Source organism: Roseovarius nubinhibens ISM (genome assembly GCF_000152625.1).
Lineage (GTDB): Bacteria > Pseudomonadota > Alphaproteobacteria > Rhodobacterales > Rhodobacteraceae > Roseovarius > Roseovarius nubinhibens.
In genome coordinates, this window is record NZ_CH724156.1 from 3,124,577 (window position 1) to 3,147,381 (window position 22,805).

Here is a 22,805-nt window from a genome sequence, read left to right on the forward strand (position 1 = left end):
ACGGCGGGTGATTAGCTCAGTTGGTAGAGCGCTTCGTTTACACCGAAGATGTCGGGAGTTCGAGTCTCTCATCACCCACCATTTCCTCACATGCGAAACAGTCGAGCGCAGCCAAAACCGGGCGCCAGCCTTGGCCAGCGCCCGATGGGTCACTTGCTCAGCACCTCGGGCAGCCATGTGGCGAGGCCGGGGACCATGACGAGGATCACCACAAAGACGCACATCACCAGAAACATCGGAAACGAGGCCTTGGAGATGAACCCCATGTCGCGGCCGGTCATGCCTTGGAGCACGAAGAGGTTGAACCCGATGGGCGGAGTGATCTGGGCCATTTCCACCACGATCATCAGGTAGACGCCGAACCAGAGCATATCGAAGCCCGCGGCGCGGACCATCGGCTCGATCACCGCCATGGTGAGCACGATCGAGCTCAGCCCGTCGAGGAAACAGCCCAGGATGATGTAGAACACCGTCAGGATCGCGATGAGCGCCAGCGGCGAGAGCTTCCAGCCTTCGATGGTTTCGGCCAAGGCCCGGGGGATGCCGGTAAAGCCCATGGCGAGCGACAGAAACCCCGCGCCCATCAGGATGAACATGATCATCGCCGTGGTGCGGACCGAGCCCATGATGCTGTCGGTAAAGCTCTGCCATGTCATGCTGCGTTGCGACAGCGACAGAAGGATCGCGCCGAGCACGCCAAGTGCCGCCGCCTCGGTCGCGGTGGCGATGCCCGAATAGATCGAGCCGATCACGCCGATGATCAAGAGCAGCACCGGCGCCAGATCGAGCACCCGCCGCCCGAGATGCGAGACGTCGAGATCCTCCACCGGGTTAAAGCGCGCGCGGTTCAGCTTGGCCCAGATCACGATATAGATCATGAACATCAAGGCGAGGCAGAGCCCGGGGATCATCGCCGCCATGAAGAGCTTGGAGATGCTTTCATTGACGGTGACGCCAAAGATGATCATCGAGATCGACGGCGGGATCAAAAGACCGAGCGTGCCCGCGCCCGAGAGCGTGCCGATGATCATATGTTCGGGGTAGTTGCGTTGTTGCAGTTCGGGGATCGACATCTTGCCCACGGTGGCGACGGTGGCGGCACTCGAGCCCGAGATCGCGGCAAAGACCGCCGAGGCCCCCACATTCACATGCAAGAGACCGCCGGGCAGGCGGCGCAGGAAGGGGGCGAGGCCGCGAAAGAGCGTTTCGCTCAGCTTGGATCGGAAGAGGATTTCGCCCATCCAGATGAAAAGGGGCAGGGCGGTCAGGGTCCAGGAACTCTGTTCGCCCCAGATGGTGACCGCCATGCTGTCGCCGATGGGCGCCGAGGTAAAGAGCGCCATGCCGAGGATCGCGGTCAGCAGAAGCGCCGCGCCGACCCAGACACCGATGCCGAGCAGCACGAAGAGCGTGCTGAGAAAGATGATGATGGATAGCGCTTCGCTCATATCTCGTTCGGTCCCTCATTGGCCATTTTGTCGGGATCAACCGAGGCGTAATCGAATATCGCCTGCAACAGCGTATGCGCGACCGCGATGGCGAGCAGCCACGCGCCAAAGGCCACCGGCGTTTGCGGGATCCACAAGAGGATCGCGTCGGCACCTTCGCTGCGTTCGCCGAAATCGTAGCTGTCATAGGCGAGCCGTGCCATATACCAGGCGAGGAAGAACGCCAGCCCGGTCATGATCGCGAGGCAGAGAATTTCGAGCCCGCGGCGGGTGGCCCCGATGGCGCGCTGAATGAGAAGCTGCACCCGGATGTGGCCATCGCTGCGAAAGGTATGGGCGAGGGCGAGAAAAGTCGCGGTGGCCATGACATAGCCCGCCACATCGCTCGCGCCGCCGGAATAGAGGCCGAACATGCGCGCCACGATACTATAGAGCACGAGCGCGCAGAGCAGCACGAGCGCCGCGCCCGCGACATAGGCCCCGAACCTGTAGATATGATCGAAAAGTGCAGATATTCTGCGCATTTGGCCCCCCCGTCATCCCCATCGCCGTTTCTCGGCGTATTCTTCTGGTCGAACCAGACGTCACTCATACGACAGCCGGACGGCCCCGGAAGGGACCGCCCGAATTGGTCTGCTTACTTCATGCCTTCATAGGCTTCGAGCACGGCACGGCCCTTGTCGCCGGCGCGCTCTTCCCAATCGGCACGGAGCTCTGCCCCGACCTTTTCAAAGGCCTCTTGGATCTCGGCGGGCAGGGTGCCCACTTTCATGCCGTTCTCGGTGAATTGCGAGACATACCAAGCGTCGAGCTCTTCGGCCTTGGACCAGCATTTTTCCTCGGCAGTCGCGGCGGCCTTGGTCACCGTCTCTTTGGTGGCGTCGTCGAGACCGTTCCACGCCTTGCCATTGACGATCACCATGTTGCGCGGCAGCCAGGCCTTCACGTCATAGTAAAAGCCCACATGTTCCCAGAGCTTGCGGTCATAGCCGGTGCTGCCCGAGGAAATCATCGATTGCGCGACGCCGGTGGCAAAGGCCTGGGCCAGCTCGGCGGCTTCGATCTTGGTCGGGACCATGCCGAGCCCCTCGGCCATTTTCGAGGTGGTGGCGTTATAAGCGCGGAACTTCAGACCCGAGAGCGCATCGAGGCCGGTGGCCTCTTCAGCGGTGTAAAAGCCCTGCGGCGGCCAGGGGCAGGAATAGAGGAAATGCAGCCGCGCCTCTTCCAGTGTTTCAACGAGGCTGGGTTTCGACGCATCATAGAGCTTGCGCGCATCGGCAAAGCTCGAGGCGAGGAAGGGGATGCTGTCGACCTCATAGAGCGGGTCGTCATTGCCCAGCGCCGAAATCAGCCGTTCGCCGATCGGGGCCAGCCCCTTGCGCACCGCGCCAAAGATTTCCGAGCCGCCGAAGAGCGAGCCGCCGGGATGGGTGACGATCTCGAGCTCGGAATTGGCGGTGACCTCGGCGGCAAACTCGGCCGCGATCTCGGAATGGTAATTGGTCGCCGAATAGGCCAGCGCCATGTCCCATTTCTCGGCTTGGGCCGCGCTGGCGGCAAAGCTCAGCGAGACGGCGAGGGCGGAAAGGCCGGTGGTGATTTTCATGATGATTTTCCCTGTTACACATGACATCCTTGGCGGCGATCCCGGCCGTTTCGGCGGGAGAGCCGTAGAGACATTTGCCGGGGGCGGGTTGCGCGGTCGGGCGATCCGACCCGGTCCCGCCCCGGGCACAGGCACCAGATTAGCCGGTTATCGCGGAATGGCAAATGCCCTCTGGGGCAAGAGAGGGATGAGGCGGAAATGCTGGGAATTCTGGCGCTCGACACGCGATTCGAGCGGATCGTCGGCGATACGGGCAATGCCGCGAGCTATCCCTTTCCGGTGCGCATCCATGTGGTGGAGGGGGCCGACAGCCCGCTCATCGTGCGCGATGGCGCACCTGACGCGGCGCTGGTGGCGCGGTTCATTGCGGCGGCGCAGGCGCTCGAGGCAGAGGGCGTGCGGGCGATCATTTCCACCTGTGGGTTTTTGGTGAGCGTGCAGGACGAGATTGCCGCTGCTGTGAACGTGCCGGTGATGCTGTCGGCGCTGTCGCTCTATCCGCTGGTGGCGACGAGCGGCAAAGGCCGGGTGGCGATCCTCACCGCCTCGCGCGCCGCACTTGGCCCTCGCGCCATGGCGGCGGCGGGCATCGATCCTGCGCGGGTGGTGGTGATGGGATGCGAGGATATTCCCAGCTTTGCCGAGAGTTTTCTGGCCCCGCAGGCGGCGCAGGCGACACGGCTGGATCGAGAGTGCCTCGAACAGGCACTGGTTGAGAAATCACAAGAAGCCTTGCGGGAATCGCCCGATATAGGGGCTATATTGTTGGAATGTGGAAATTTGCCGCCCTATGCGCGGGCCATTGCCCGGGCCACCGGCCGGCCGGTGTTTCACATGCTCGATGCGGCGGCGCTGTTGATGCGGGCGCAAGGGCAATAGCCCCTGCGCCCATCGTCGTTATTTCGACAAGGCGTCGAGAACGCGGGCCCAGCTGCGCATGCCCTTGTGGAAGCTCTCGACATTGTATTTCTCGTTCGGGCTATGGATAGCGTCATCTTCCTGGGCAAAGCCGATGAGCATCGCGTCGAGCCCGAGGATGTCCTTGAAGAAGCCCGCGATGGGGATCGAGCCGCCCATGCCGCTGAACACCGCCTCGCGGTTCCATTCCTCCGACAGCGCGCCGCGTGCCTTTTCGAACTCGGGCCGCGCGATATTCATCACCGCCGCTTTGGAGCCGTCGAGATCATTGTTCCAGACGACCCGGGCATCGACCGGCAATTGTGCCTCGACATGGGCGCGCAGATTGCGGCGCAGCGCCTCGGGCTCCATGTCGCCGACGAGACGGCAGGTGAGCTTGCAATGTGCCTCGGCGGGGATCACGGTTTTAGAGCCTGCGCCCTGATAGCCGCCCCAGATGCCGTTGATCTCGAGCGTCGGGCGGGCCCATTGCTGCACCAGTGTCGAATAGCCTTCTTCGCCATGGGGCCGGGTGTAGCCCACGGAATTGAGATAGGCCGCCTCGTCAAAACCGCAGTTTTCCCATTGCCGCAGGATTTCGTCCGGGACCTCTTGGACGCCGTCGTAAAAGCCCTCGACCGCGACGCGGCCGGTGTCGTCATGGAACGACGCGATGACCTGACCCAGCACTTTGAGAGGGTTGAGGCCGGGGCCGCCGTAATGGCCCGAATGGAGGTCAATGCGCGGGCCGTGAATGGTGAACTCATCCTTGAGCATGCCGCGCAGCTGCGACGCGATGGAGGGGACGCCCGGCGCGACCATGGAGGTGTCGCAGATCAGTGCGAGATCGGCCGATAGCTCGGCCGCGTTCTCCTTCATGAAAGGGATGAGCGAGGGCGAGCCGCTTTCCTCTTCGCCTTCAAAGAAGAAGGTGATCTTGCAGGGCAGGGACCCGTGCACCGATTTATAGGCGCGGCAGGCCTCGACAAAGGTCATGAGCTGGCCCTTGTCATCCGACGCCCCGCGGCCCCGGATCACCGGGCCTTGATTGGTGTCCTCGATCTGCGGATCGAAGGGATCGCTGTTCCACAGCTCGAGCGGATCGACCGGCTGCACGTCGTAATGCCCGTAAAACAGAAGATGCGGCCCCGGCCCGTCGATATGGCCCACGACCATCGGATGACCCGGCGTGGGGCGTTTTTCGGCCTCGACGCCAAAGGATTTGAGATCGGCCACCAGCCAATCTGCGGCGGCGTCGCAATTCGCCTTATAGGCCGGATCGGTCGAGATGGATTGAATGCGCAGCACCTCTTTCAGCCGGTCCAGCGCGGCGGGCAGGGCGTCGTCGATATGTGACAGGACGGGCTCGAGGGCCATGGGAACACTCCTTCTTTGTCCGGTTTCGCGCGGAAGGTAACAGCATCGCGTCCACTGTCCAGCAGAAGCCGTGCGCGGGCCCGCCGGGGGCGCGGCACCCGGTCGCGGGGCAGTCTGAGGTGTTGCGATATGTGCTTTTCGGTTATATTCAACCGCGAAGATATGTTCCGGGGAGGGCCCCGGCCGGGCCAAGGGTCCGCGTGAAGACCGAGGAGACCCTAGGTGAATTACGACGCGAAACTGGATCAGGCCATCGCCCGTCTCCACGAGGAAGGCCGGTATCGTACCTTCATTGATATTGAACGGCATAAGGGTCACTTTCCGCATGCGACCTGGAAATGTCCCGATGGCACGGACCAGCCGATCACCGTCTGGTGCGGCAATGACTATCTCGGCATGGGCCAGCATCCCGCCGTGCTCGACGCGATGCACGAGGCGATTGACGCCACTGGCGCGGGCTCGGGCGGGACGCGCAACATTTCGGGTACCACGGTCTATCACAAGGCGCTCGAGGCCGAGCTGGCCGATCTGCATGGCAAGGAAGCGGCGCTTCTCTTCACCAGCGCCTATATCGCCAATGACGCGACATTGAGCACGCTGCCCAAATTGTTCCCAGGCATGATCATTTATTCCGACGCGCTCAACCATGCGTCGATGATCGAAGGCGTGCGCCGCAATGGCGGGGCAAAGCGGATTTTCCGGCACAATGACCTCGACCATCTGCGCGAATTGCTCGAGGCGGATGATCCGGCGGCCCCCAAGGTGATCGCCTTTGAATCGATCTATTCGATGGACGGCGATTTCGGCCCGATCGAGGCAATCTGTGATCTTGCCGACGAGTTCGGCGCGCTGACCTATATCGACGAGGTCCACGCGGTCGGCATGTATGGCCCGCGCGGCGCCGGTGTGGCGGAACGTGACCGTCTCATGCATCGGCTCGACATCATCAACGGCACCCTTGCCAAAGCCTATGGCGTGATGGGCGGCTATATCGCGGCCAGCGCGAAAATGTGCGACGCCATAAGGTCTTATGCGCCGGGCTTCATCTTTACCACGTCGCTGTCACCGGCAGTGGCGGCGGGGGCTGCGGCCTCGGTGCGCCACCTCAAGACCGATCAGAGCCTGCGCGATCAGCAGCAGACCCAGGCGCGCATTCTCAAGATGCGGCTCAAGGGGCTTGGCCTGCCGCTCATCGATCATGGCAGCCATATCGTGCCGGTCATGGTGGGCGATCCGGTCCACACCAAGATCATCAGCGATATGCTGCTTGAGCGGCACGGCATTTACGTGCAGCCGATCAATTTCCCGACCGTGCCGCGCGGCACCGAGCGCCTTCGTTTCACCCCCTCGCCGGTCCATGGCCCCGATGATATTGATCGGGTCGTTAAGGCGATGGATGAGCTTTGGAATCATTGTGCGCTAAATCGTGCCGATATTTCCGCCTGATCGCCACATTACTGCAATCTTCCTTGCAGTATGATAGCCTTTGTTAAAAGAACATGAGCATGATCCGAATCGGGACGTTCGGGTCATAGTTCAAGTACGATGAAGGGCAGGCTTTATGATTTTGCGTCGAGGAACGCGCGCTAAGCAGCAGGACGAGCAGACTCCGAACGGATTTGATTCTTTCGAACTGCGTCTTGGTGATATGATGCGCGGCGAGCGTGCCACGCTCGGGAAATCCCTTCTCGATGTCGAACGCGAACTGCGGATCAAAGCCAGCTTTATCGCCGCGATCGAAAACTGCGACCCCGATGCCTTTGATACGCCGGGCTTTATTCCCGGCTATGTGCGCTCTTATGCGCGCTATCTCCGGATGGATCCGGATCAGGCCTTCGCCGGGTTCTGCGCCGAAAGCGGATTTTCGACGGCCCATGGCATGTCTTCGGCCGCTTCGTCCAAACGCCAGGAAGAGGCGCCGCGCCAGACCCGCGCCAAGCGCGGTCTCGACGATCCTCTGATGACCCCCTCAACCCCCTTTGTGCCCGCCGCCGAGAGCATGTTCTCGCGGATCGAACCCGGTGCGATCGGCTCGCTCATCGTGCTGGCCGCGCTGATCGGTGGTATTGGCTATGGCGGTTGGGCGGTGCTCAATCAGGTGCAGCAGGTGCAGGTGGCGCCGGTGGAAAACACCCCCGATGTGCTCGCCGATCTCGACCCGCTGAGCGGCGTGTCCGGGGCGGGCACCGATGTGGCGCAGGCCGGCACCGGCCAGTTTGCCGCGCCGCAAGAGGATGCGCTCGACCGGCTCTACCGGCCCGAGGCGCTTGATGTGCCGGTGCTGGTGGCCCGTGATGCGCCGATTTCGACGCTGAGCCCGACGCAGGTCGGCACCATCCGCCCAACCATCGACCGCAGCAGCCAGCCGCAGTTTGCTACGGCCCAAGGCCCGCAGGCGACCGGCGGCATCGAGGGCGCGCTGACCCAGGCCATGTCGCCACAGGTTCTGGCCGCGCCGGAACCCGGTGTGCAGATGGTCGCCGTGCGCCCGGCCTGGGTGCGGGTCCGCGCGGCCGATGGCAGCGTGATCTACGAGACGATCATGAACGCGGGCGACACCTATAACGTGCCGGTGATGGAAGCCGCGCCGAGCCTTCGGGTCGGCGAAAGCGGCGCGATTTATTTCCGCGTCAACGGGCAACATTACGGCCCCGTCGGCCCGCGCGGCTCGGTCACCGCCAATCTGGCGCTCGACGCAGAGGCGCTGGCCGAGACCTATGCCGTCGCCGATCTGACGCAGGACGCGGACCTCAAGCGCTACGTGGCCGAGCTCAGCCAGCCCACCACGCAAGAGCAGCCCGCCCAATAAGCCCGCATCGCAGACAGTCGATTGCCTGACCGGGGCACAGCCCCTATGTAGGGCGTGAACCGCTTTGACAGAGGCCGCCGCCGATGACCCATAATCCGATCCGCCCCTGGCGCAATATCGAGCGCCGCAAATCCCGTCAGATCCATGTGGGCTCTGTACCGGTGGGGGGCGACGCGCCGATCTCGGTTCAGACCATGACCAACACGGTCACCACCGACATCAAGGGCACCATCGCGCAGGTCACCGCCGCCGCAGAGGCGGGGGCGGATATCGTGCGCGTCTCGGTGCCGGACGAGGCTTCGGCCAAGGCGCTCAAGGAGATCGTGCGCGAAAGCCCGGTGCCCATCGTGGCCGACATTCATTTCCACTTTCGGCGCGGCATCGAGGCGGCCGAGGCGGGCGCGGCCTGCCTGCGCATCAACCCGGGCAATATCGGCGATGAAAAACGCGTGCGCGAGGTGATCGCAGCGGCGCGGGATCATGGCTGTTCGATGCGGATCGGGGTCAATGCCGGCAGTCTCGAAAAGCATCTGCTCGAGAAATATGGCGAGCCCTGCCCAGAGGCGATGGTCGAAAGCGGGCTCGAACATATCCGCATTCTCGAGGACAATGATTTCCACGAGTTCAAGATTTCGGTCAAAGCCTCGGACGTGTTCCTCGCCGCCGCCGCCTATCAGCAATTGGCCGAGGCCACGGATGCGCCGATCCATCTCGGGATCACCGAGGCGGGCGGGCTCACCTCCGGCACGATCAAGAGCGCGATCGGCATGGGCAATCTGCTCTGGATGGGTATCGGCGACACGATCCGGGTGAGCCTGTCGGCCGATCCGGTGGAAGAGGTGAAGGTCGGCTATGAGATCCTCAAGAGCCTCGGGCTGCGTCATCGCGGCGTCAACATCATCTCCTGCCCGTCCTGCGCGCGGCAAGGGTTCGATGTGATCAAGACCGTCGAGGCGCTGGAAACCCGGCTCGAACATATCAAGACCCCGATGAGCCTGTCGATCATCGGTTGCGTGGTGAACGGGCCGGGCGAGGCGCTGATGACCGATGTGGGCTTTACCGGCGGCGGGGCCGGGTCGGGCATGGTTTATCTGGCGGGCAAGGCGAGCCACAAGATGTCCAATGATCAGATGATCGACCATATCGTCGAAGAGGTGGAAAAGCGCGCCGCCACCATCGAGGCCGAGGCGCAAGCGGCCGAGTAAGCCCTAGCGCGACAGGTATTTTTCCAAGACAATCGCGGGCATCGCGCCGCGCAGCATCATGTCGGGCAGCACATAGCTTGGCACGGTGTCGAGCTCGAGCGCGCGGGCGATGTCGGCGTGCGCGGCCATGTCGAGGACCCGCACCTGCCAGCCGGTCGCCTCCGCCAGATCGCGCAGCTCGGTCAGGGCCTGAGTACAGTTCTCACAAACGTCACGGGTCAGAAAGGCGATGCTGCGCGCCGGTGCGTCCGGGCCAAAGAGCGTGGCGCTATGGGCCGCGATCTGCGCCAGATCATCGCTCACCGCATCGGCATAGAGATCGACAGTGGGCGGCGGCGCATCTGGCAAAAGATCACGGGGCAGGGAGAGCAGAACCTCGCGGATTTCGGCGCCCAGGTTGGCGCGTTCGGTCGCGCTCAGCTCGGAAAATCGGGTGTCGCCCGCAGCCGCAAGCCCCGGGATGACACACAGGCCCGCTGCCAAGAGCGGGCCTGCGAAAAACTCTAAACGGCGGCTCACTCCTTGCGGAGCTCGGCCACGATCTGTTCCATGCCCTCGAGTGGAACATAGCCGCGCACCATCTGATCGCCCATCACGAAGGTCGGCGTGCCGGTGATCTGCAGCGCGCCGGCGAGCGCGTGGTTCTGGGCGATGGCCTCGGAGACCTCTTCATCCTCCATCCGCGCGGCAATGGCATCGGCATCGAGACCGAAGGAGGTGGCGAGACGCTTGAGCGCCGCCTCGGTGATATCGCCGTTGAACGCCATGAGCCCGTCATGCAGGCTCTCATAGGCCTCGTCGCCGGCTTCGAGCTTGGTCGCGATGGCAAAGCGCGAGGCCATCACAGAGGCTTCGCCGAGGATCGGAAACTCTTTGACGATAAAGCGGATATTGCCATCCGTTTCGAGCAGCTCCTTGACCTCGCCAAAGGCGCGTTTGCAATAGCCGCAGCGGTAATCGAGGAACTCGACGATGGTGATGTCGCCCTCGGGATTGCCGCCGACCCAAGAGTGGTCGTCGTTGAAAATGGCGTCGCTGTTGCGGCTGACCATTTCCTGATCGGCGCTGACCTGATCCTGTTGCTGGCGCTGTTCGAGAACGGCGACCGCCTCCATGATCACTTCGGGGTTTTCCAACAGGTAGGTGCGGATTTCGTCGTGCAGCGCGCTGCGTTCGGCATCGGTCATCGACCCGAGATCGAGGGCTGCCGCAGGCAGCGCCAGGGTGAGCGCGAGCGCGGTCGAGGTGAGAAAACGGGTCATCAACTTTATTTCCTTTTACGTTGAGCGGCCTTGGCCGCAGAGAGCACATCCTGAGCGCGTTGCCAACCGGCGGAGCCGCGCGGCAAAAGGTCCGAGGCGCGCCCGGCGTGAAGCCCGGCATCCGCCATCCGCCCCTGCAGCGCATAGCGTTCGGCCGTGACCAGCGAGGCCATACCGCGATTGCCGGATTTGGCATAGGCGACGCCGAGATCGCGCATCACGCGAATATCGCCGACGTCGCGGGACCGTGCCTTGGTGAGAATTTGCAGGGCCTTGTCATTTTGCCCCTGCGCCAGCAGCGCCCGCCCATAGGAACCGAGGATCAGCGCATCATTGGGGGCGGCGTTGACCGCGCGGGCATAGCTGTTGGCGGCCTCGGCAAAGCGGCGGTTCTCCATCAGGATCTGGCCGCGCAGCTCTAGGTAATAGGGATCGTTGCGGCGGATCGCGAGCGCCCCGTCGATCGAGCGCAACGCCCGATCCATCCGCGACTGGCGGTGATGGGCGGCGGCCTCGCGCATGAGTTTCACATCCTGAAAGCCGCTTTCACCGGCGCGGGTGAGCGTCCATTTCGGCGAGAGTTTGAAGGCCGAAAGCTTGCCCTTGGCGCGGGCGAACCAATAGTCGGCATTGGGCGATTTGGCCCCCGGACGGGCATTGGCATCGGCGAGGCTCTTGACCGCGCGGTAGCGGTCCGAGGACATCGGATGCGAGCGCGAATAGGGGTCCTGGCGGCTTTCGCTGAGCACTTCCTGACCGCGAAAAATCTCCATCACCTCGACCGCGCCCTGCGGGTCGATCCCGGCGCGCAGCAGATAGCGCACGCTGGCGCTGTCGGCGGAACTTTCTTCGGCGCGGGTGTGCACGAAGAAAAGCCGCAGCGCCGTGTTGGTGGCGCCCACGGCGCCTGCCGCCGCCACCTGTCCGTTGCCCGAGATGGCACCTGCCGCCGCGGCAAGCGCCACGCCGATCCCAGCCGCTGTGCGCGCGTTGCGCATATTGACGGGGCGGCGCACCAGATGGCCGCTGGCGATATGGGCCGCCTCATGGGCAATCACCGCCTGCAGCATTTCCGGCGTGCGCATTTTGAGCAAAAGCCCGGAATGGATAAAGATATGATCCTGATCCACTACGAAAGCGTTAAGATTGCGGTCGTCAATCACCAGGATCTTGACCCGCGCGGGGCTCAGCCCGGCGGCCTGCAGCACCGGCGTGGCGAGCTGTTTCAGCGCATGTTCGATATCGGGGTCGCGCAACAGCGTCAGCGCCCGGGCCGGGGAGGTCATCCCGAGGCCAAGAATGAGGATCGCTGCAAAAAGTCGTACAAGTTGCATTGACGGCAACCCCTTAACCAAGTGAATGGGCTGGGTGACTGTGCAACAATGTGAGAGAAACCCATGCGGAACTCAACCCGATCCCAGGTCGATCCCTTTATTGTGATGGATGTCATGGAGGCCGCCCGCCGGGCCGAGGCCGAGGGGCGTCACATCATCCATATGGAAGTGGGTCAGCCGGGCACGCCCGCGCCTGAGGGGGCGCGCGCGGCACTGGCGCAGGCGATGGAGGGCGACGCGATGGGCTATACCGTGGCGCTCGGCCTGCCGGCGCTGCGCGAACGGATCGCGGGGCTCTATAAGTCGTGGTACGGGCTCGATATTTCGCCCGAGCGGGTGGTTGTCACCTCGGGCTCTTCGGGGGCGTTCATCCTCGCCTTTACGGCGCTTTTTGATGCCGGCGACCGGGTGGGGATCGGCATGCCGGGCTACCCGTCCTATCGGCAGATTCTCAAGGCGCTCGACTTGGTCCCGGTGGAGATCGAGACGAAAGCGGAAAACCGCCTGCAACCGGTGGCGCAGGACCTGGAAGGCCATGATTTGCAAGGGCTTATGGTGGCGAGCCCGGCGAATCCGTCGGGCACGATGCTGGACCATGCGGCGCTGGCGGAGTTGATCGAGGCGGCGCGGGCGCAGGGGGCGAGTTTTATCAGCGACGAGATCTATCACGGGATCGAATATGACAGCAAAGCGGTGAGCGCGCTGGAGATCTCGGACGAGGTCTATGTGATCAATTCCTTCTCGAAATATTTCTCGATGACGGGCTGGCGTGTGGGCTGGATGGTGGTGCCGCAAGATCATGTGCGCACGGTTGAACGGCTGGCGCAAAATCTCTTCATCTGCCCGCCCCATGCGAGCCAGGTGGCGGCCTTGGCGGCGATGGGGTGTGACGAGGAATTGCAAGCGAATCTAGAGGTTTACAAGGTGAACCGACAGTTGATGATCGACGGTTTGCCGAAGGCAGGGTTCGACCGGATCGCGCCGCCGGACGGGGCGTTCTACGTCTATGCGGATGTCTCGCATCTGACCGAGGATTCCCGGGCTTTCGCAGCGGAAATCCTTGAAAAAGCAGGGGTTGCGGTGACGCCGGGGCTCGATTTCGATCCCAAGCGCGGCCATGGCACGATCCGGTTTTCCTATGCGCGGGCGACCGAGGATATCCGCGAAGGGCTGCGCCGGTTGGCGGAGTTCATGGCGGCGCGATAGGCCGGAAAGTGACGGATAATGCCACGTCGGTATCGCGTCGGTAAAACGACAGCAAAGCGACAGTGCGCAAAATCGCGTCTCGCGGCAGAGGACGAGAGGGCGTTGCGGCCTCTCGTCTTGGGGCGCACGGTTTGCTATAGCTTTGGCAACCAAAAGATTATCGAGCAGCCCCAATGATCCGATCTTTGCCCAGATTGATTCTCTGCGCCGCTTTGGCCGCAGGTCCGATGTCATGGTCGCCCCTTCAGGCGCAAGAGCAGACCCAGAGCCAGACCCAGGCCCAGAGCCAAGCGCCGGCCCCGGCCGCGCTCAGCGGTCTGGCGCGGTTCGATCCGGAGACGAGCCGGGTGGCCGACACAAATGGCGGGGTGCAGGTCGATCTCGATCTGAGCCAAGGCGTGCCCTATCGCGCCTATACGCTCGACGCGCCAAAACGGCTCGTCCTCGATTTCCGCGAGGTGGATTTCAGCACGCTGAGCGCCACGCGGCTTTTGCAAGGCGACAAGGTGCTGGCGGTGCGGGCGGGCAAGATCCGCCCCGGCTGGTCGCGGATGGTGCTCGACCTCAACGCGCCCTTGGTGCTGCGCAGCGCCAATATGGCGATTGACCGGGCGACGGGGCGGGCGGCGCTGTCGCTCTGGCTCGAGGACACCGACGCAGACGAGTTTGCGGCCAGCGCCGGTGTGCCCGATATTGCCGGCTGGGCACCGCCGAAGCCGGGCGAGGGCAAGCCGCCGGTGGCCCGTGACCCGCATGGGCCGCTGCGCGTCATGCTCGACCCCGGCCATGGCGGCATCGATCCCGGGGCCGAGGCCGATGGCGCGGTGGAAAAAGAGCTCATGCTGAGCTTTGCGCGGCAGCTCAAGGAGGTTCTGCTGCGGGGCGGTGATGTCGAGGTCATGCTCACCCGCGAGGATGATCACTTCGTCTCGCTCGAGCGGCGGGTGGCCATCGCCCATGAGCGCAAGGCCGATATTTTCATCTCGCTCCATGCCGATGCGCTGAGCGAGGGGGGCGCGCGAGGGGCCACGGTCTATACGCTCGACCCCGATGCCAGCGACGCGGCGAGCCGGGCCTTGGCCGAGCGTCACGAGCGCGACGATCTGCTATCGGGCGTCGATCTCAGCCAGAGCGACGATGTGGTGGCGGATGTGCTGATGGATCTGGCGCGGCTCGAATCAAGACCCCGGTCCGATCTTCTGGCGCGGGCCATCGTGCTGGCCTTGCGCGAAGAACAGCTGCCGGTGAACAACCACGCGCTGCGCGCGGCGGGGTTTTCGGTGCTGAAATCGCCCGATATTCCCTCGGTTCTGCTCGAGCTTGGGTTTCTCTCGTCCGAGAGCGATCGCGGCAATCTTCTGGATGAAGAGTGGCGCAACCATATGGCGGTGGCGGTGGCGGATGCGATCCGCGCCTGGGCCATTGCCGACGAGGCGGCGGCCGAGCTGGTGCGCCAGTGAGTTATGTGACGGCGTGGCGGCGGGTTTTGGCCCAGCGTCACGGCGGGGATGTTTTGACGCCGGGCGCGGCGATGCCTATATGGGCAGGTGAATTGATGCGGGGGCCGCAGTGCTAAGAGCCATTCTTTCGTTTTTCGGTACGATCTTTACCCTCCTGACCATGGGGGTGATGTTGATTGCGGTCAGTCTTGGCGCGGTTTTCTATATCTATGGCAAGGACTTGCCGAGCCATGAGAGCCTCGCCAATTACACGCCGCCGACGATCAGCCGAATCTTTTCGACCGAAGGCCGCATCATTGACGAATTTTCCCGCGAGAGGCGGCTTTTCACCCCGGCGGATGAAATCCCCGAGCTGGTGAAACAGGCGTTCATCAGCGCCGAGGACAAGAATTTCTATTCCCATGGCGGCTATGACGCGGGCGGGATCGCCGCCGCCGCCTATGAGGCGGTGCGGTCGCGGGGCGAAAACGTGCGCGGCGCTTCGACCATCACCCAGCAGGTGATGAAGAACTTCCTTCTGTCGGGCGACCGCAAGCTTGAGCGCAAGATCAAGGAGATCATCCTCGCCACGCGGATCGAAGAGACGCTCGACAAGGAAAAGATCCTCGAGCTCTATCTCAACGAGATTTTCCTCGGTCAGAACAGCTATGGCGTGGCGGCGGCGGCGCAGACCTATTTCAACAAGACCCTGTCGCAGCTCGCCCCGCATGAGGCGGCGTTCCTCGCCTCGCTGCCCAAGGCACCGTCGGATTTCCATCCGGTGCGGCGCAAGGACCGTCTCTTGCAGCGGCGCAACTATGTGCTGCGCGAAATGCGCGAGAACGGCTTTATCACCGAGGCCGCCTATGAGACGGAGGTCGATGAGCCGCTGCGTTCGGTGCAGAACGGCGATTACGAGCCCTTTGCCAAGGCGCTGCCGCCGCGCGATTATTTCACCGATGAAATCCGCCGTCAGCTCAGCCGGGATTTCGGCGAGGCCGAGTTCTTTACGGGCGGTCTGAGCGTGCGCGCCACGCTCGACCCGGAATTGCAGGTGGTGGCGGCCCGAGCGCTGCAGGGCAAGCTCGAGGAATATGACCGGGGCATTGGCCGCTGGCGTGGCACCGGCAAGAGCATCCCCGCCGAAGTGGCCACGGATGACGCGGCCTGGCGCGAGGCGCTGGCCAATGTGAGCGTGGCGCGTGATATCGATCTCGACGGGCCATGGTATCCGGCGGTGGTGCGCAAGATCGAGGATCAGCAGATGACCCTTGGCATCGAGGGCACCATCAATGATGCGGAGCCGCCGGTGGTGCCGCGCAAGGATATTTCCTGGCTGCGGGGCGATTTCGCCGCGAATTTCGAAGTGGGCGACGTGGTGCATGTGCGCCGCATGACCGAAGGCAGCAATGGCGAGGGCGCGTTCATCCGCTGGACCCTGCGGCAGGTGCCGGAAGTGCAGGGCGGCTTCATGGCGATGGACGTGAACACCGGGCGGGTGATCTCGATGCAGGGCGGGTTCTCTTATCAGAACTCGGTCTTCAACCGCGCCACCCAGGCCAAGCGTCAGCCGGGCTCGAGTTTCAAGCCCTTCGTCTATGCCGCCGCGCTCGACAGCGGCTATACGCCCGCGACGATCATCGTCGACGCGCCCATCGAGATCAACACGCCGCAGGGCCTCTGGCGGCCGCGCAACTCGTCCAACAAATTCTATGGGCCGACGCCGCTGCGCACCGGGATCGAACAGTCGCGGAACCTGATGACCATCCGTCTCGCGCAAGAGGTCGGCATGGATGTGGTGGCGTCCTATGCCGAACGCTTTGGCGTCTATGAGGATATGAGCCCGTTTCTCGCCAACTCGCTCGGGTCGGAAGAGACGACGCTCTATAACATGGTGGCGGCCTATGCGATGTTCGCCAATGGCGGCGAGCGGGTCGAGCCGACGCTGGTCGACCGGGTGCAGGACCGCTATGGCCGCACGGTCTATCGCCACGATCCGCGCACCTGTGTCGATTGTACCGATCCCGGCATCCCCGAGAGCCGTGGCCCGCGCATCGTGTCGGACCGCGAGCGGGTGATGGATGCAATCACCGCCTATCAGCTCACCTCGATGATGCGCGGCGTGGTCGAACGCGGCACCGCCAGCAACCATGTCAAGCTCAGCGTGCCGGTGGCCGGCAAGACCGGCACCACCAATGACGCGCGCGACGTGTGGTTCGTGGGCTTTACCAGCAATATCGTGGCGGGCTGCTACATCGGCTTTGACCAGCCCCGGAGCCTGGGCCGTGGCGCCTATGGCGCGGGCATGTGCGGGCCGGTGTTCACCGAGTTCATGCGCAAGGCGACGGCCAAATATGGCGGCGGCGAATTCAAAGTGCCGCCGGGCGGGTTCTTTATGAAGATCGACCGTTTCACCGGGGCGCGGCTGTCGGATGATGCGAGCGGGCCCAATGTGGTGGCCGAGTATTTCCGCGAGGGCGAAGAGCCGATCTTTGGCATCGCCTTTGACGGGGGCTTTGCCATGGGCAATGACCTCGAACTCTTTGCCACCGGCGAGCGGGACACGATCCGCGAGGTCACGACGTCGGACGGTCAGACCGGCAAGGTCGGCAAGAAAGCCACCTTTGGCTCGATCTCTTCCGGCGGGCTCTACTGATCGCGATTGCCAAATCGGCCCGGCCCCGATTACCCTGACCCGATGCGTCGCAAGAGGGAGGGCTGGGCATGAGCGGACATGGCTATGAGAGCGGGCGGTTGAACCTGCCGTTTGTGGGGATTTCGACCTTTGGCAAATCGCCTTATCAGCCCGATTGGGACGCGATAGAGGCCGATGTCGCCATCCTCGGCGCGCCGTTCGATTTCGGCACGCAATGGCGGTCCGGGGCGCGGTTTGGGCCGCGCGGCATTCGCGAGGCCTCGACGCTTTTCTCCTTTGGTCATGGCGGTGCCTATGACCACGAGGATGACATCACCTATCTGCCCGCCGACAAGGTGCGGATGGTCGATCTGGGTGACGCCGATATCATCCACACCGACACCGAACAGAGCCATGCCAATATCGAATTTGGCGTGCGCAAGATCCTCGCAGCGGGGGCGCTGCCGGTGGTGCTCGGCGGCGATCATTCGATCAACATCCCCTGTATCAACGCCTTTGAGGGCCAAGAGCCGATCCATATCGTGCAGATCGACGCCCATCTCGATTTCGTCGATGAGCGCCACGGCGTCCGCCATGGCCATGGCAACCCGATGCGCCGCGCGGCGGAAAAGCCCTATGTCACCGGGCTCAGCCAGATCGGCATCCGCAATGTGAGCTCGACCGCCAAGGAGGGCTATGACGATGCCCGCGCCATGGGCTCGGACATCCTGTCGGTGCGCCAGTTCCGCAAGCTGGGCGTCGACGCCGTGCTCGACCGGATCCCCGCGGGCGTGCGCTATTACGTGACCATCGACATCGACGGGTTTGATCCCTCGATTGCGCCGGGCACCGGCACGCCGAGCCATGGCGGATTTCTCTATTACGAGGTGCTCGAACTGCTGGACGGGCTGGCGCGGCGCGGCGATGTGGTGGGGATGGATCTGGTCGAAGTGGCCCCGGATTACGACCATTCCGGCAGCACGACGATCCTTGCGGCACAGATCCTGATGAACGCCATTGGAAGGGTCTTGCACCACCGGGCGGGGTAGCCGCAGAGCTCTGAGAGTGGCCTGAGGGGTTTACCCCTTCATATCCCTGTGCTTTCCTGACGCCATTCTAAGTCGACATTATCAGGCGACGATTGGCGAAAGGGATTTCAGACATGCGACGATGGATTGCGCGGCTCGGCATGATACCCGCCGCGCTCGCATTTGCGGCGGGGGCGGCGCAGGCCGCGGGGCCGAAGGTGCGGGTGACCAACCAATGCCCCGAAGAGATGTATCTCTACCTCTATTATCAGCCGACGGCGGGCGATTGGCGCACCGCTGGCTGGTACACGATCGCGCCGGGGGCGCGCACCACGCTCAACCATGATGGCGAGACGATCCGCCATGAGTTCAGCAAATATCTCTATGTCTATGCCGACACGGCCAGCGGCCATGGCTATTTCAACGATGCCGAGCTGGGCTCGCAGAAGCTGAATGAGATGTTGCTGATCAAGGCCGGCGACGAACGCTATCTCAAGGCCTATCCGGCCACGGGCGAGACGCGCGACGATATTTTCGACTGGATGATGCGCTGTGACAGATATTGACCGAACCGGTGCCACGCGCCGAGACACCCGTTCGCCGCGCCGTGCCCTGATCCTTGGGCTGGCCGCACTATTGCTGGGCGCGCTGAGCCTGCCCGCCATGGCCGAGCGGGACAAGAACCGCGCCCGGCAATTGGTGCTGGTGAACCAATGCCATCTCGATTTGCAGGTGGCGGTGCTCTATTCGCCCGCGCCCGATGTCTGGCGCAAGGCGGGCTGGTACACGATGGCGAGCGGCGAATATATCATGCCCTATAAGGGCGATACCAAAGTTCGGCATCGCGACAATGCGCGGCTCGTGGTGGCGGCCAACAAGAAGGGCGACACCGATATCATCATCAAGAACAGGAAAGAGGCGCATGAGTTCGAATATAAAGGCGAACGGCTCAAGGGGATGTTTGTCCTCCGGGTGCTGCGCGGTCCCTATGTGGAAAGCTATATCACCTGCTGAAGGCGGCGGCGAAAGGGCGAAACATGCGTGATCTGACACCTCTGGCGCTGGTTGGAGCCTCGGGCTGGCTTGGCCGGTTCATGGGGCCTGCGCTGTTGCGGGCGGGCGTGGTCGGGCCCGGTGATTTCATCGGGCTGAACCGGTCGGGCGCGTCCGAGGCCTATGCCCAATGGCCCGGGCTGCGCTGGTCCACCGATCCCGAGAAGGGGCTGGAGGGCGCGGGAATGGTGATCCTGTCGCTGCGCCCGGATGAGTTTCGCGCGGCCCCGCTGCGCTGTCCCGGGGCGCTCGTCCTGTCGGTCATGGCGGGGGTGAGCATGGCAGAGATCCGCGAACGCACCGGCGCGCGGGCGGTGGTGCGGTCGATGCCCAATGCCGCGATGGAGATCGGTCAGAGTTTCAGCCCCTGGGTGGCGGAGGCCGAAGCCGACGACGCCGACCGGGCCATGGTGCGCGCGGTGCTCGGCGCATCGGGGCGCGAAGAGGCCTTTGCCCGGGAGGCCGATATCGACGTCTATGCGGCGATCTGTGGCGCGGGGCCGGCCTGGGCCGCGCTCTTGCTCGAGGCGCTGGCGGCGGCGGGACGGGCCGAAGGGCTGTCGCCCGAACAGGCGCTGGCAGCGGCAGAGGGCGCGGTGGTCGGCGCGGGCGCGATGCTTGCGGGTCAAGGCGCGCAGGCGGGGGCCATGGTCGACGAGTTCATCGCCTATGCGGGCACCACGGCGGCGGGGCTTGAGGCGGCGCGCGCTGCGGGCTTTGCCGAGGCGGTGGCGGCGGGGATTGCGGCGGGCACGCAAAAGGCGCGGGCGCTCGGCTAAGTGATGCGCGCCGCCTTGCCGCTGCGCCAATGCTGCGGTATCACGCAGGCCTGAGCAGACAAAGGGCCAAAACTATGCGCGCGGAAATTCAGACGGTTGTGCAGGAGATCGAGAAATCGCTGGAGCTGTTGCGCCAGCGGATGGATTGGGACACCGCCAAACACCGGCTTGAGGAGTTCAACGCGCGGGTCGAGGATCCGAACCTCTGGGACGATCCCGCCAAGGCGCAGAAACTCATGCGCGAGCGCCAGTCTCTTGTCGATGCGATCGACACCCATGACGCCATCAATCAGGAAATGAGCGACAATATCGAGCTCATCGAGCTGGGCGAGATGGAAGGCGACAATGAGGTGATCGGCGAGGCCGAAAGCGCGCTCAAATCGCTCAAGGAGAAGGCCGGGGCGAAGGAGCTCGAGGCGCTGCTCAACGGCGAGGCGGATGCCAATGACACCTTCCTCGAGATCAACGCGGGCGCCGGCGGCACCGAGAGCTGTGATTGGGCCTCGATGCTGGCGCGGATGTATGTGCGCTGGGCCGAGAAGCGCGGCTATACGGTCGAGCTGCAATCCGAGAGCGCGGGCGAAGAGGCGGGGATCAAATCCGCCGCCTACAAGATTTCCGGGCATAACGCCTATGGTTGGCTCAAATCCGAGAGCGGCGTGCATCGGCTGGTGCGGATCAGCCCCTATGATTCCGCCGCCAAGCGGCACACCTCCTTTTCCTCGGTCTGGGTCTATCCGGTGGTCGATGACGATATCGAGATTGAGGTGAACCCCGCCGATATCCGCATCGACACCTATCGCAGCTCGGGCGCGGGCGGCCAGCACGTGAACACGACGGATTCGGCGGTGCGGATCACCCACCACCCGACGGGCATCGTGGTGACGAGTTCCGAGAAATCGCAGCACCAGAACCGCGACATCGCGATGAAGGCCCTGAAATCAAGGCTTTACCAGATGGAGCTCGACCGGCGAACGGCGGATATCAACGCCGCCCACGAGGCCAAGGGCGATGCCGGCTGGGGCAATCAGATCCGGTCCTACGTGTTGCAGCCCTATCAGATGGTCAAGGATCTGCGCACCAATGTGGAGACCTCGGACACCAAGGGCGTGCTCGACGGCGATCTCGATCAGTTCATGGCGGCGACGCTGGCGATGAATGTGAGCGGCAAGAGCCGCGCCGAGGCGCAGGGCGAGGATTGAGCCAGGTGCAGGCGTCTGTGGCCCGCGTCGGATTTGGGTATTTGAAACCAGAAAGAGAAGTGAGGCGCGCATGACCGACCCCGTGGATCTGGAGGCCAGCGCGCAGCTGGTGGAGCTGGCCGCCGGGCGGCTCAGCGTTGAGGCGCTGATAGAGGCGACGCTGGCGCGGGTGGCGGCGCGCAATGGCGCCTGCAATGCGGTGGTCTCGCCGCGTGATCCGGAGGAGGTCATGGCAGAGGCGCGGGCCGCCGACCGGGCCGAGACGCGCGGGCCGCTGCATGGGCTGCCGGTGGCGATAAAGGATCTGGCCGATGCCAAGGGCCTGCCGACCAGCCATGGCTCGCCGGTCTTTGCCGGGCAGATCGCGCAAGGTGACAGCCTGCATGTGGCGCGGATGCGCGCGGCGGGGGCGATCATCATCGGCAAGACCAACACGCCGGAATTCGGCCTTGGCTCGCACACTTATAACCCGGTGCATGGCGCGACCGGCAATGCCTATGACCCGAGCGTGAGCTGTGGTGGGTCGTCCGGCGGCGCGGCGGTGGCGCTGGCGCATGGGATGGTGAGCCTTGCCGACGGCTCGGACATGATGGGCAGCCTGCGCAACCCGGCGGGCTGGAACAATGTCTATGGGATGCGGCCGAGCTGGGGCCGGGTGCCGTCGGAGCCGGGCGACGATCTCTATCTGCACCGGCTGGCAACCAATGGGCCGATGGCGCGGAGCCCGCGAGACATGGCGCTTTTCATGTCGGTGATCGAAGGGCCGGGGGTACAGCCCGAGGGCTGGCCCTTTGAGCCGACGCTCTTGCCGCAGGGGCAGATTGGCGCGGCGCGGCTTGGCTGGCTCGGCGATTGGGACGGGGCCTTTGCCTTTGAGCCCGGCATTCTCGATCTGTGTCGCGGCGCGGCGGATGTCTTTGGCGATCTTGGCTGCAAGGTCGAGGATCTGGCGGCACCGATGCCGCGCGAGGTGATCTGGGACGCCTGGGTCACGCTGCGCAATTTCTCCAACGCGGCGGGCAAACAGCCGCTTTTGGAGAACCCGAAGACCCGCGATCAGCTCAAGCCCGAGGCGGTCTGGGAGATCGAGCGCGGGCTTGGCCTTTCGGCGATGGATCTGCAGGCGGCGAGCGCCGGGCGCAGCGCCTGGTTCAAACGCGCCATGGCGCTTTTTGACGAGTATGACGCGCTCTTGCTGCCCTCGGCGCAGGTCTGGCCCTTTGCGCTCGACATGCCTTGGCCCAAGGCGATCGCGGGGCAGGAGATGGACACCTATCACCGCTGGATGGAGGTGGTGATCTGTGCTTCGATCCTCGGGCTGCCAGCGGCCTGTGTGCCGGCGGGCTTTGGCGACAACGGCCTGCCCATGGGGCTGCAGATCATCGGCGCGCCGGGGCGCGATCAGCAGGTTCTGGAACTGGCCGAGGCCTATCACCGCGCCAGTGATTGGCCGGGGCAGCGCCCGCCCCAGGGCTAAAAGCTCAGGCTAGAATTTCCGCAAAGATCGGATGCTTGCGAGGGC

At 63.9% G+C, this 22,805-nt stretch carries 20 protein-coding genes and 1 tRNA gene; 14 read left to right on the forward strand and 7 right to left on the reverse strand.

Annotation, left to right across the window (positions count from 1 at the left end; all coding sequences use genetic code 11):
• Nucleotides 1-5: 5 nt before the first annotated feature.
• Nucleotides 6-81 (forward strand) — tRNA-Val (locus ISM_RS14970).
• 68 nt (nucleotides 82-149) lie between these two features.
• Here ISM_RS14970 and ISM_RS14975 read toward each other — a convergent pair.
• From ISM_RS14975 to ISM_RS14985, 3 genes are all read right to left on the reverse strand, one after another.
• Nucleotides 150-1,448, reverse strand: coding sequence for a TRAP transporter large permease (locus tag ISM_RS14975; protein WP_009815038.1), 1,299 nt, complete (start codon nucleotides 1,446-1,448; stop codon nucleotides 150-152).
• On the reverse strand, nucleotides 1,445-1,972 hold the full coding sequence (locus tag ISM_RS17820) for a TRAP transporter small permease subunit (protein ID WP_009815039.1): 528 nt from the start codon (nucleotides 1,970-1,972) through the stop codon (nucleotides 1,445-1,447). Before ISM_RS17820 ends, ISM_RS14975 begins: the two co-directional genes overlap by 4 nt.
• A 113-nt stretch (nucleotides 1,973-2,085) precedes the next feature.
• Entirely contained in the window at nucleotides 2,086-3,057 is a 972-nt protein-coding gene (locus ISM_RS14985; protein WP_009815040.1) for a TRAP transporter substrate-binding protein, read from the reverse strand.
• 198 nt (nucleotides 3,058-3,255) lie between these two features.
• Between ISM_RS14985 and ISM_RS14990 the strand changes: the two genes are divergently transcribed.
• Nucleotides 3,256-3,936 carry an aspartate/glutamate racemase family protein gene (locus ISM_RS14990; RefSeq protein WP_009815041.1) on the forward strand — a complete coding sequence of 227 codons (681 nt, stop codon included), beginning with the start codon at nucleotides 3,256-3,258 and terminating at the stop codon, nucleotides 3,934-3,936.
• Nucleotides 3,937-3,954: 18 nt separating this feature from the next.
• Here ISM_RS14990 and ISM_RS14995 read toward each other — a convergent pair whose 3' ends face one another.
• Nucleotides 3,955-5,331, reverse strand: coding sequence for a M20/M25/M40 family metallo-hydrolase (locus tag ISM_RS14995; protein ID WP_009815042.1), 1,377 nt, complete (start codon nucleotides 5,329-5,331; stop codon nucleotides 3,955-3,957).
• Nucleotides 5,332-5,553: 222 nt separating this feature from the next.
• Here ISM_RS14995 and hemA point away from each other — a divergent pair, with 222 nt between their 5' ends.
• The 3 genes from hemA (at nucleotide 5,554) to ispG (ending at nucleotide 9,345) form a co-directional block, all read left to right on the forward strand.
• A complete protein-coding gene (gene hemA / locus ISM_RS15000) occupies nucleotides 5,554-6,777 on the forward strand; it encodes a 5-aminolevulinate synthase (protein ID WP_009815043.1) in 1,224 nt (407 codons plus the stop codon).
• A gap of 115 nt (nucleotides 6,778-6,892) precedes the next feature.
• Nucleotides 6,893-8,140: a helix-turn-helix domain-containing protein gene (locus ISM_RS15005; protein WP_040618123.1), complete on the forward strand. Its 1,248-nt coding sequence runs from the start codon at nucleotides 6,893-6,895 to the stop codon at nucleotides 8,138-8,140.
• Between the two features lie 83 nt (nucleotides 8,141-8,223).
• Entirely contained in the window at nucleotides 8,224-9,345 is a 1,122-nt protein-coding gene (gene ispG / locus ISM_RS15010; protein ID WP_009815045.1) for a flavodoxin-dependent (E)-4-hydroxy-3-methylbut-2-enyl-diphosphate synthase, read from the forward strand.
• 3 nt (nucleotides 9,346-9,348) lie between these two features.
• Here ispG and ISM_RS17825 read toward each other — a convergent pair whose 3' ends face one another.
• The 3 genes from ISM_RS17825 to ISM_RS15025 are packed head-to-tail and all read right to left on the reverse strand — an operon-like array spanning nucleotide 9,349 to nucleotide 11,941.
• Nucleotides 9,349-9,864 carry a hypothetical protein gene (locus ISM_RS17825; RefSeq protein WP_156783411.1) on the reverse strand — a complete coding sequence of 172 codons (516 nt, stop codon included), beginning with the start codon at nucleotides 9,862-9,864 and terminating at the stop codon, nucleotides 9,349-9,351.
• Nucleotides 9,861-10,607, reverse strand: coding sequence for a DsbA family protein (locus ISM_RS15020; RefSeq protein WP_009815047.1), 747 nt, complete (start codon nucleotides 10,605-10,607; stop codon nucleotides 9,861-9,863). Before ISM_RS15020 ends, ISM_RS17825 begins: the two co-directional genes overlap by 4 nt.
• Nucleotides 10,608-10,612: 5 nt before the next feature.
• Entirely contained in the window at nucleotides 10,613-11,941 is a 1,329-nt protein-coding gene (locus tag ISM_RS15025) for a M48 family metalloprotease (protein ID WP_040618125.1), read from the reverse strand.
• 63 nt (nucleotides 11,942-12,004) lie between these two features.
• Between ISM_RS15025 and ISM_RS15030 the strand changes: the two genes are divergently transcribed.
• From ISM_RS15030 to ISM_RS15070, 9 genes are all read left to right on the forward strand, one after another.
• A complete protein-coding gene (locus ISM_RS15030; protein WP_040618126.1) occupies nucleotides 12,005-13,147 on the forward strand; it encodes a pyridoxal phosphate-dependent aminotransferase in 1,143 nt (380 codons plus the stop codon).
• Between the two features lie 227 nt (nucleotides 13,148-13,374).
• Nucleotides 13,375-14,607: an N-acetylmuramoyl-L-alanine amidase gene (locus ISM_RS15035; protein WP_009815050.1), complete on the forward strand. Its 1,233-nt coding sequence runs from the start codon at nucleotides 13,375-13,377 to the stop codon at nucleotides 14,605-14,607.
• Between the two features lie 109 nt (nucleotides 14,608-14,716).
• The gene (locus ISM_RS15040) at nucleotides 14,717-17,242 is read left to right on the forward strand and encodes a penicillin-binding protein 1A (protein ID WP_040618128.1); all 2,526 of its coding nucleotides are present in this window, start codon (nucleotides 14,717-14,719) and stop codon (nucleotides 17,240-17,242) included.
• A gap of 68 nt (nucleotides 17,243-17,310) precedes the next feature.
• Nucleotides 17,311-18,270 (forward strand): agmatinase, encoded by a 960-nt coding sequence (gene speB / locus ISM_RS15045; protein ID WP_009815052.1) that lies wholly within the window; start codon nucleotides 17,311-17,313, stop codon nucleotides 18,268-18,270.
• A 113-nt stretch (nucleotides 18,271-18,383) separates the two neighbouring features.
• Complete coding sequence (locus tag ISM_RS15050) at nucleotides 18,384-18,815, forward strand: DUF1036 domain-containing protein (RefSeq protein WP_156783412.1); 432 nt, start codon at nucleotides 18,384-18,386, stop codon at nucleotides 18,813-18,815.
• Entirely contained in the window at nucleotides 18,802-19,263 is a 462-nt protein-coding gene (locus ISM_RS15055) for a hypothetical protein (protein ID WP_156783413.1), read from the forward strand. The genes ISM_RS15050 and ISM_RS15055 overlap by 14 nt, the downstream gene beginning before the upstream one ends.
• A gap of 23 nt (nucleotides 19,264-19,286) precedes the next feature.
• Complete coding sequence (locus ISM_RS15060) at nucleotides 19,287-20,081, forward strand: pyrroline-5-carboxylate reductase family protein (protein ID WP_009815055.1); 795 nt, start codon at nucleotides 19,287-19,289, stop codon at nucleotides 20,079-20,081.
• 74 nt (nucleotides 20,082-20,155) lie between these two features.
• Entirely contained in the window at nucleotides 20,156-21,283 is a 1,128-nt protein-coding gene (gene prfB, locus ISM_RS15065; RefSeq protein WP_009815056.1) for a peptide chain release factor 2, read from the forward strand.
• A 70-nt stretch (nucleotides 21,284-21,353) separates the two neighbouring features.
• The gene (locus ISM_RS15070; protein ID WP_009815057.1) at nucleotides 21,354-22,760 is read left to right on the forward strand and encodes an amidase; all 1,407 of its coding nucleotides are present in this window, start codon (nucleotides 21,354-21,356) and stop codon (nucleotides 22,758-22,760) included.
• Nucleotides 22,761-22,805 lie beyond the last annotated feature (45 nt).

What these genes read in the sequence shown, in the direction of transcription:
- ISM_RS14975 (WP_009815038.1), bottom strand. Translation starts at nt 1,448, where the DNA reads ATGAGCGAAGCGCTATCCATCATCATCTTTCTCAGCACGCTCTTCGTG.
- ISM_RS17820 (WP_009815039.1), bottom strand. Translation starts at nt 1,972, where the DNA reads ATGCGCAGAATATCTGCACTTTTCGATCATATCTACAGGTTCGGGGCC.
- ISM_RS14985 (WP_009815040.1), bottom strand. Translation starts at nt 3,057, where the DNA reads ATGAAAATCACCACCGGCCTTTCCGCCCTCGCCGTCTCGCTGAGCTTT.
- ISM_RS14990 (WP_009815041.1), top strand. Translation starts at nt 3,256, where the DNA reads ATGCTGGGAATTCTGGCGCTCGACACGCGATTCGAGCGGATCGTCGGC.
- ISM_RS14995 (WP_009815042.1), bottom strand. Translation starts at nt 5,331, where the DNA reads ATGGCCCTCGAGCCCGTCCTGTCACATATCGACGACGCCCTGCCCGCC.
- ISM_RS15005 (WP_040618123.1), top strand. Translation starts at nt 6,893, where the DNA reads ATGATTTTGCGTCGAGGAACGCGCGCTAAGCAGCAGGACGAGCAGACT.
- ispG (WP_009815045.1), top strand. Translation starts at nt 8,224, where the DNA reads ATGACCCATAATCCGATCCGCCCCTGGCGCAATATCGAGCGCCGCAAA.
- ISM_RS15020 (WP_009815047.1), bottom strand. Translation starts at nt 10,607, where the DNA reads ATGACCCGTTTTCTCACCTCGACCGCGCTCGCGCTCACCCTGGCGCTG.
- ISM_RS15025 (WP_040618125.1), bottom strand. Translation starts at nt 11,941, where the DNA reads ATGCAACTTGTACGACTTTTTGCAGCGATCCTCATTCTTGGCCTCGGG.
- ISM_RS15030 (WP_040618126.1), top strand. Translation starts at nt 12,005, where the DNA reads ATGCGGAACTCAACCCGATCCCAGGTCGATCCCTTTATTGTGATGGAT.
- ISM_RS15035 (WP_009815050.1), top strand. Translation starts at nt 13,375, where the DNA reads ATGTCATGGTCGCCCCTTCAGGCGCAAGAGCAGACCCAGAGCCAGACC.
- speB (WP_009815052.1), top strand. Translation starts at nt 17,311, where the DNA reads ATGAGCGGACATGGCTATGAGAGCGGGCGGTTGAACCTGCCGTTTGTG.
- ISM_RS15050 (WP_156783412.1), top strand. Translation starts at nt 18,384, where the DNA reads ATGCGACGATGGATTGCGCGGCTCGGCATGATACCCGCCGCGCTCGCA.
- ISM_RS15060 (WP_009815055.1), top strand. Translation starts at nt 19,287, where the DNA reads ATGCGTGATCTGACACCTCTGGCGCTGGTTGGAGCCTCGGGCTGGCTT.
- prfB (WP_009815056.1), top strand. Translation starts at nt 20,156, where the DNA reads ATGCGCGCGGAAATTCAGACGGTTGTGCAGGAGATCGAGAAATCGCTG.
- ISM_RS15070 (WP_009815057.1), top strand. Translation starts at nt 21,354, where the DNA reads ATGACCGACCCCGTGGATCTGGAGGCCAGCGCGCAGCTGGTGGAGCTG.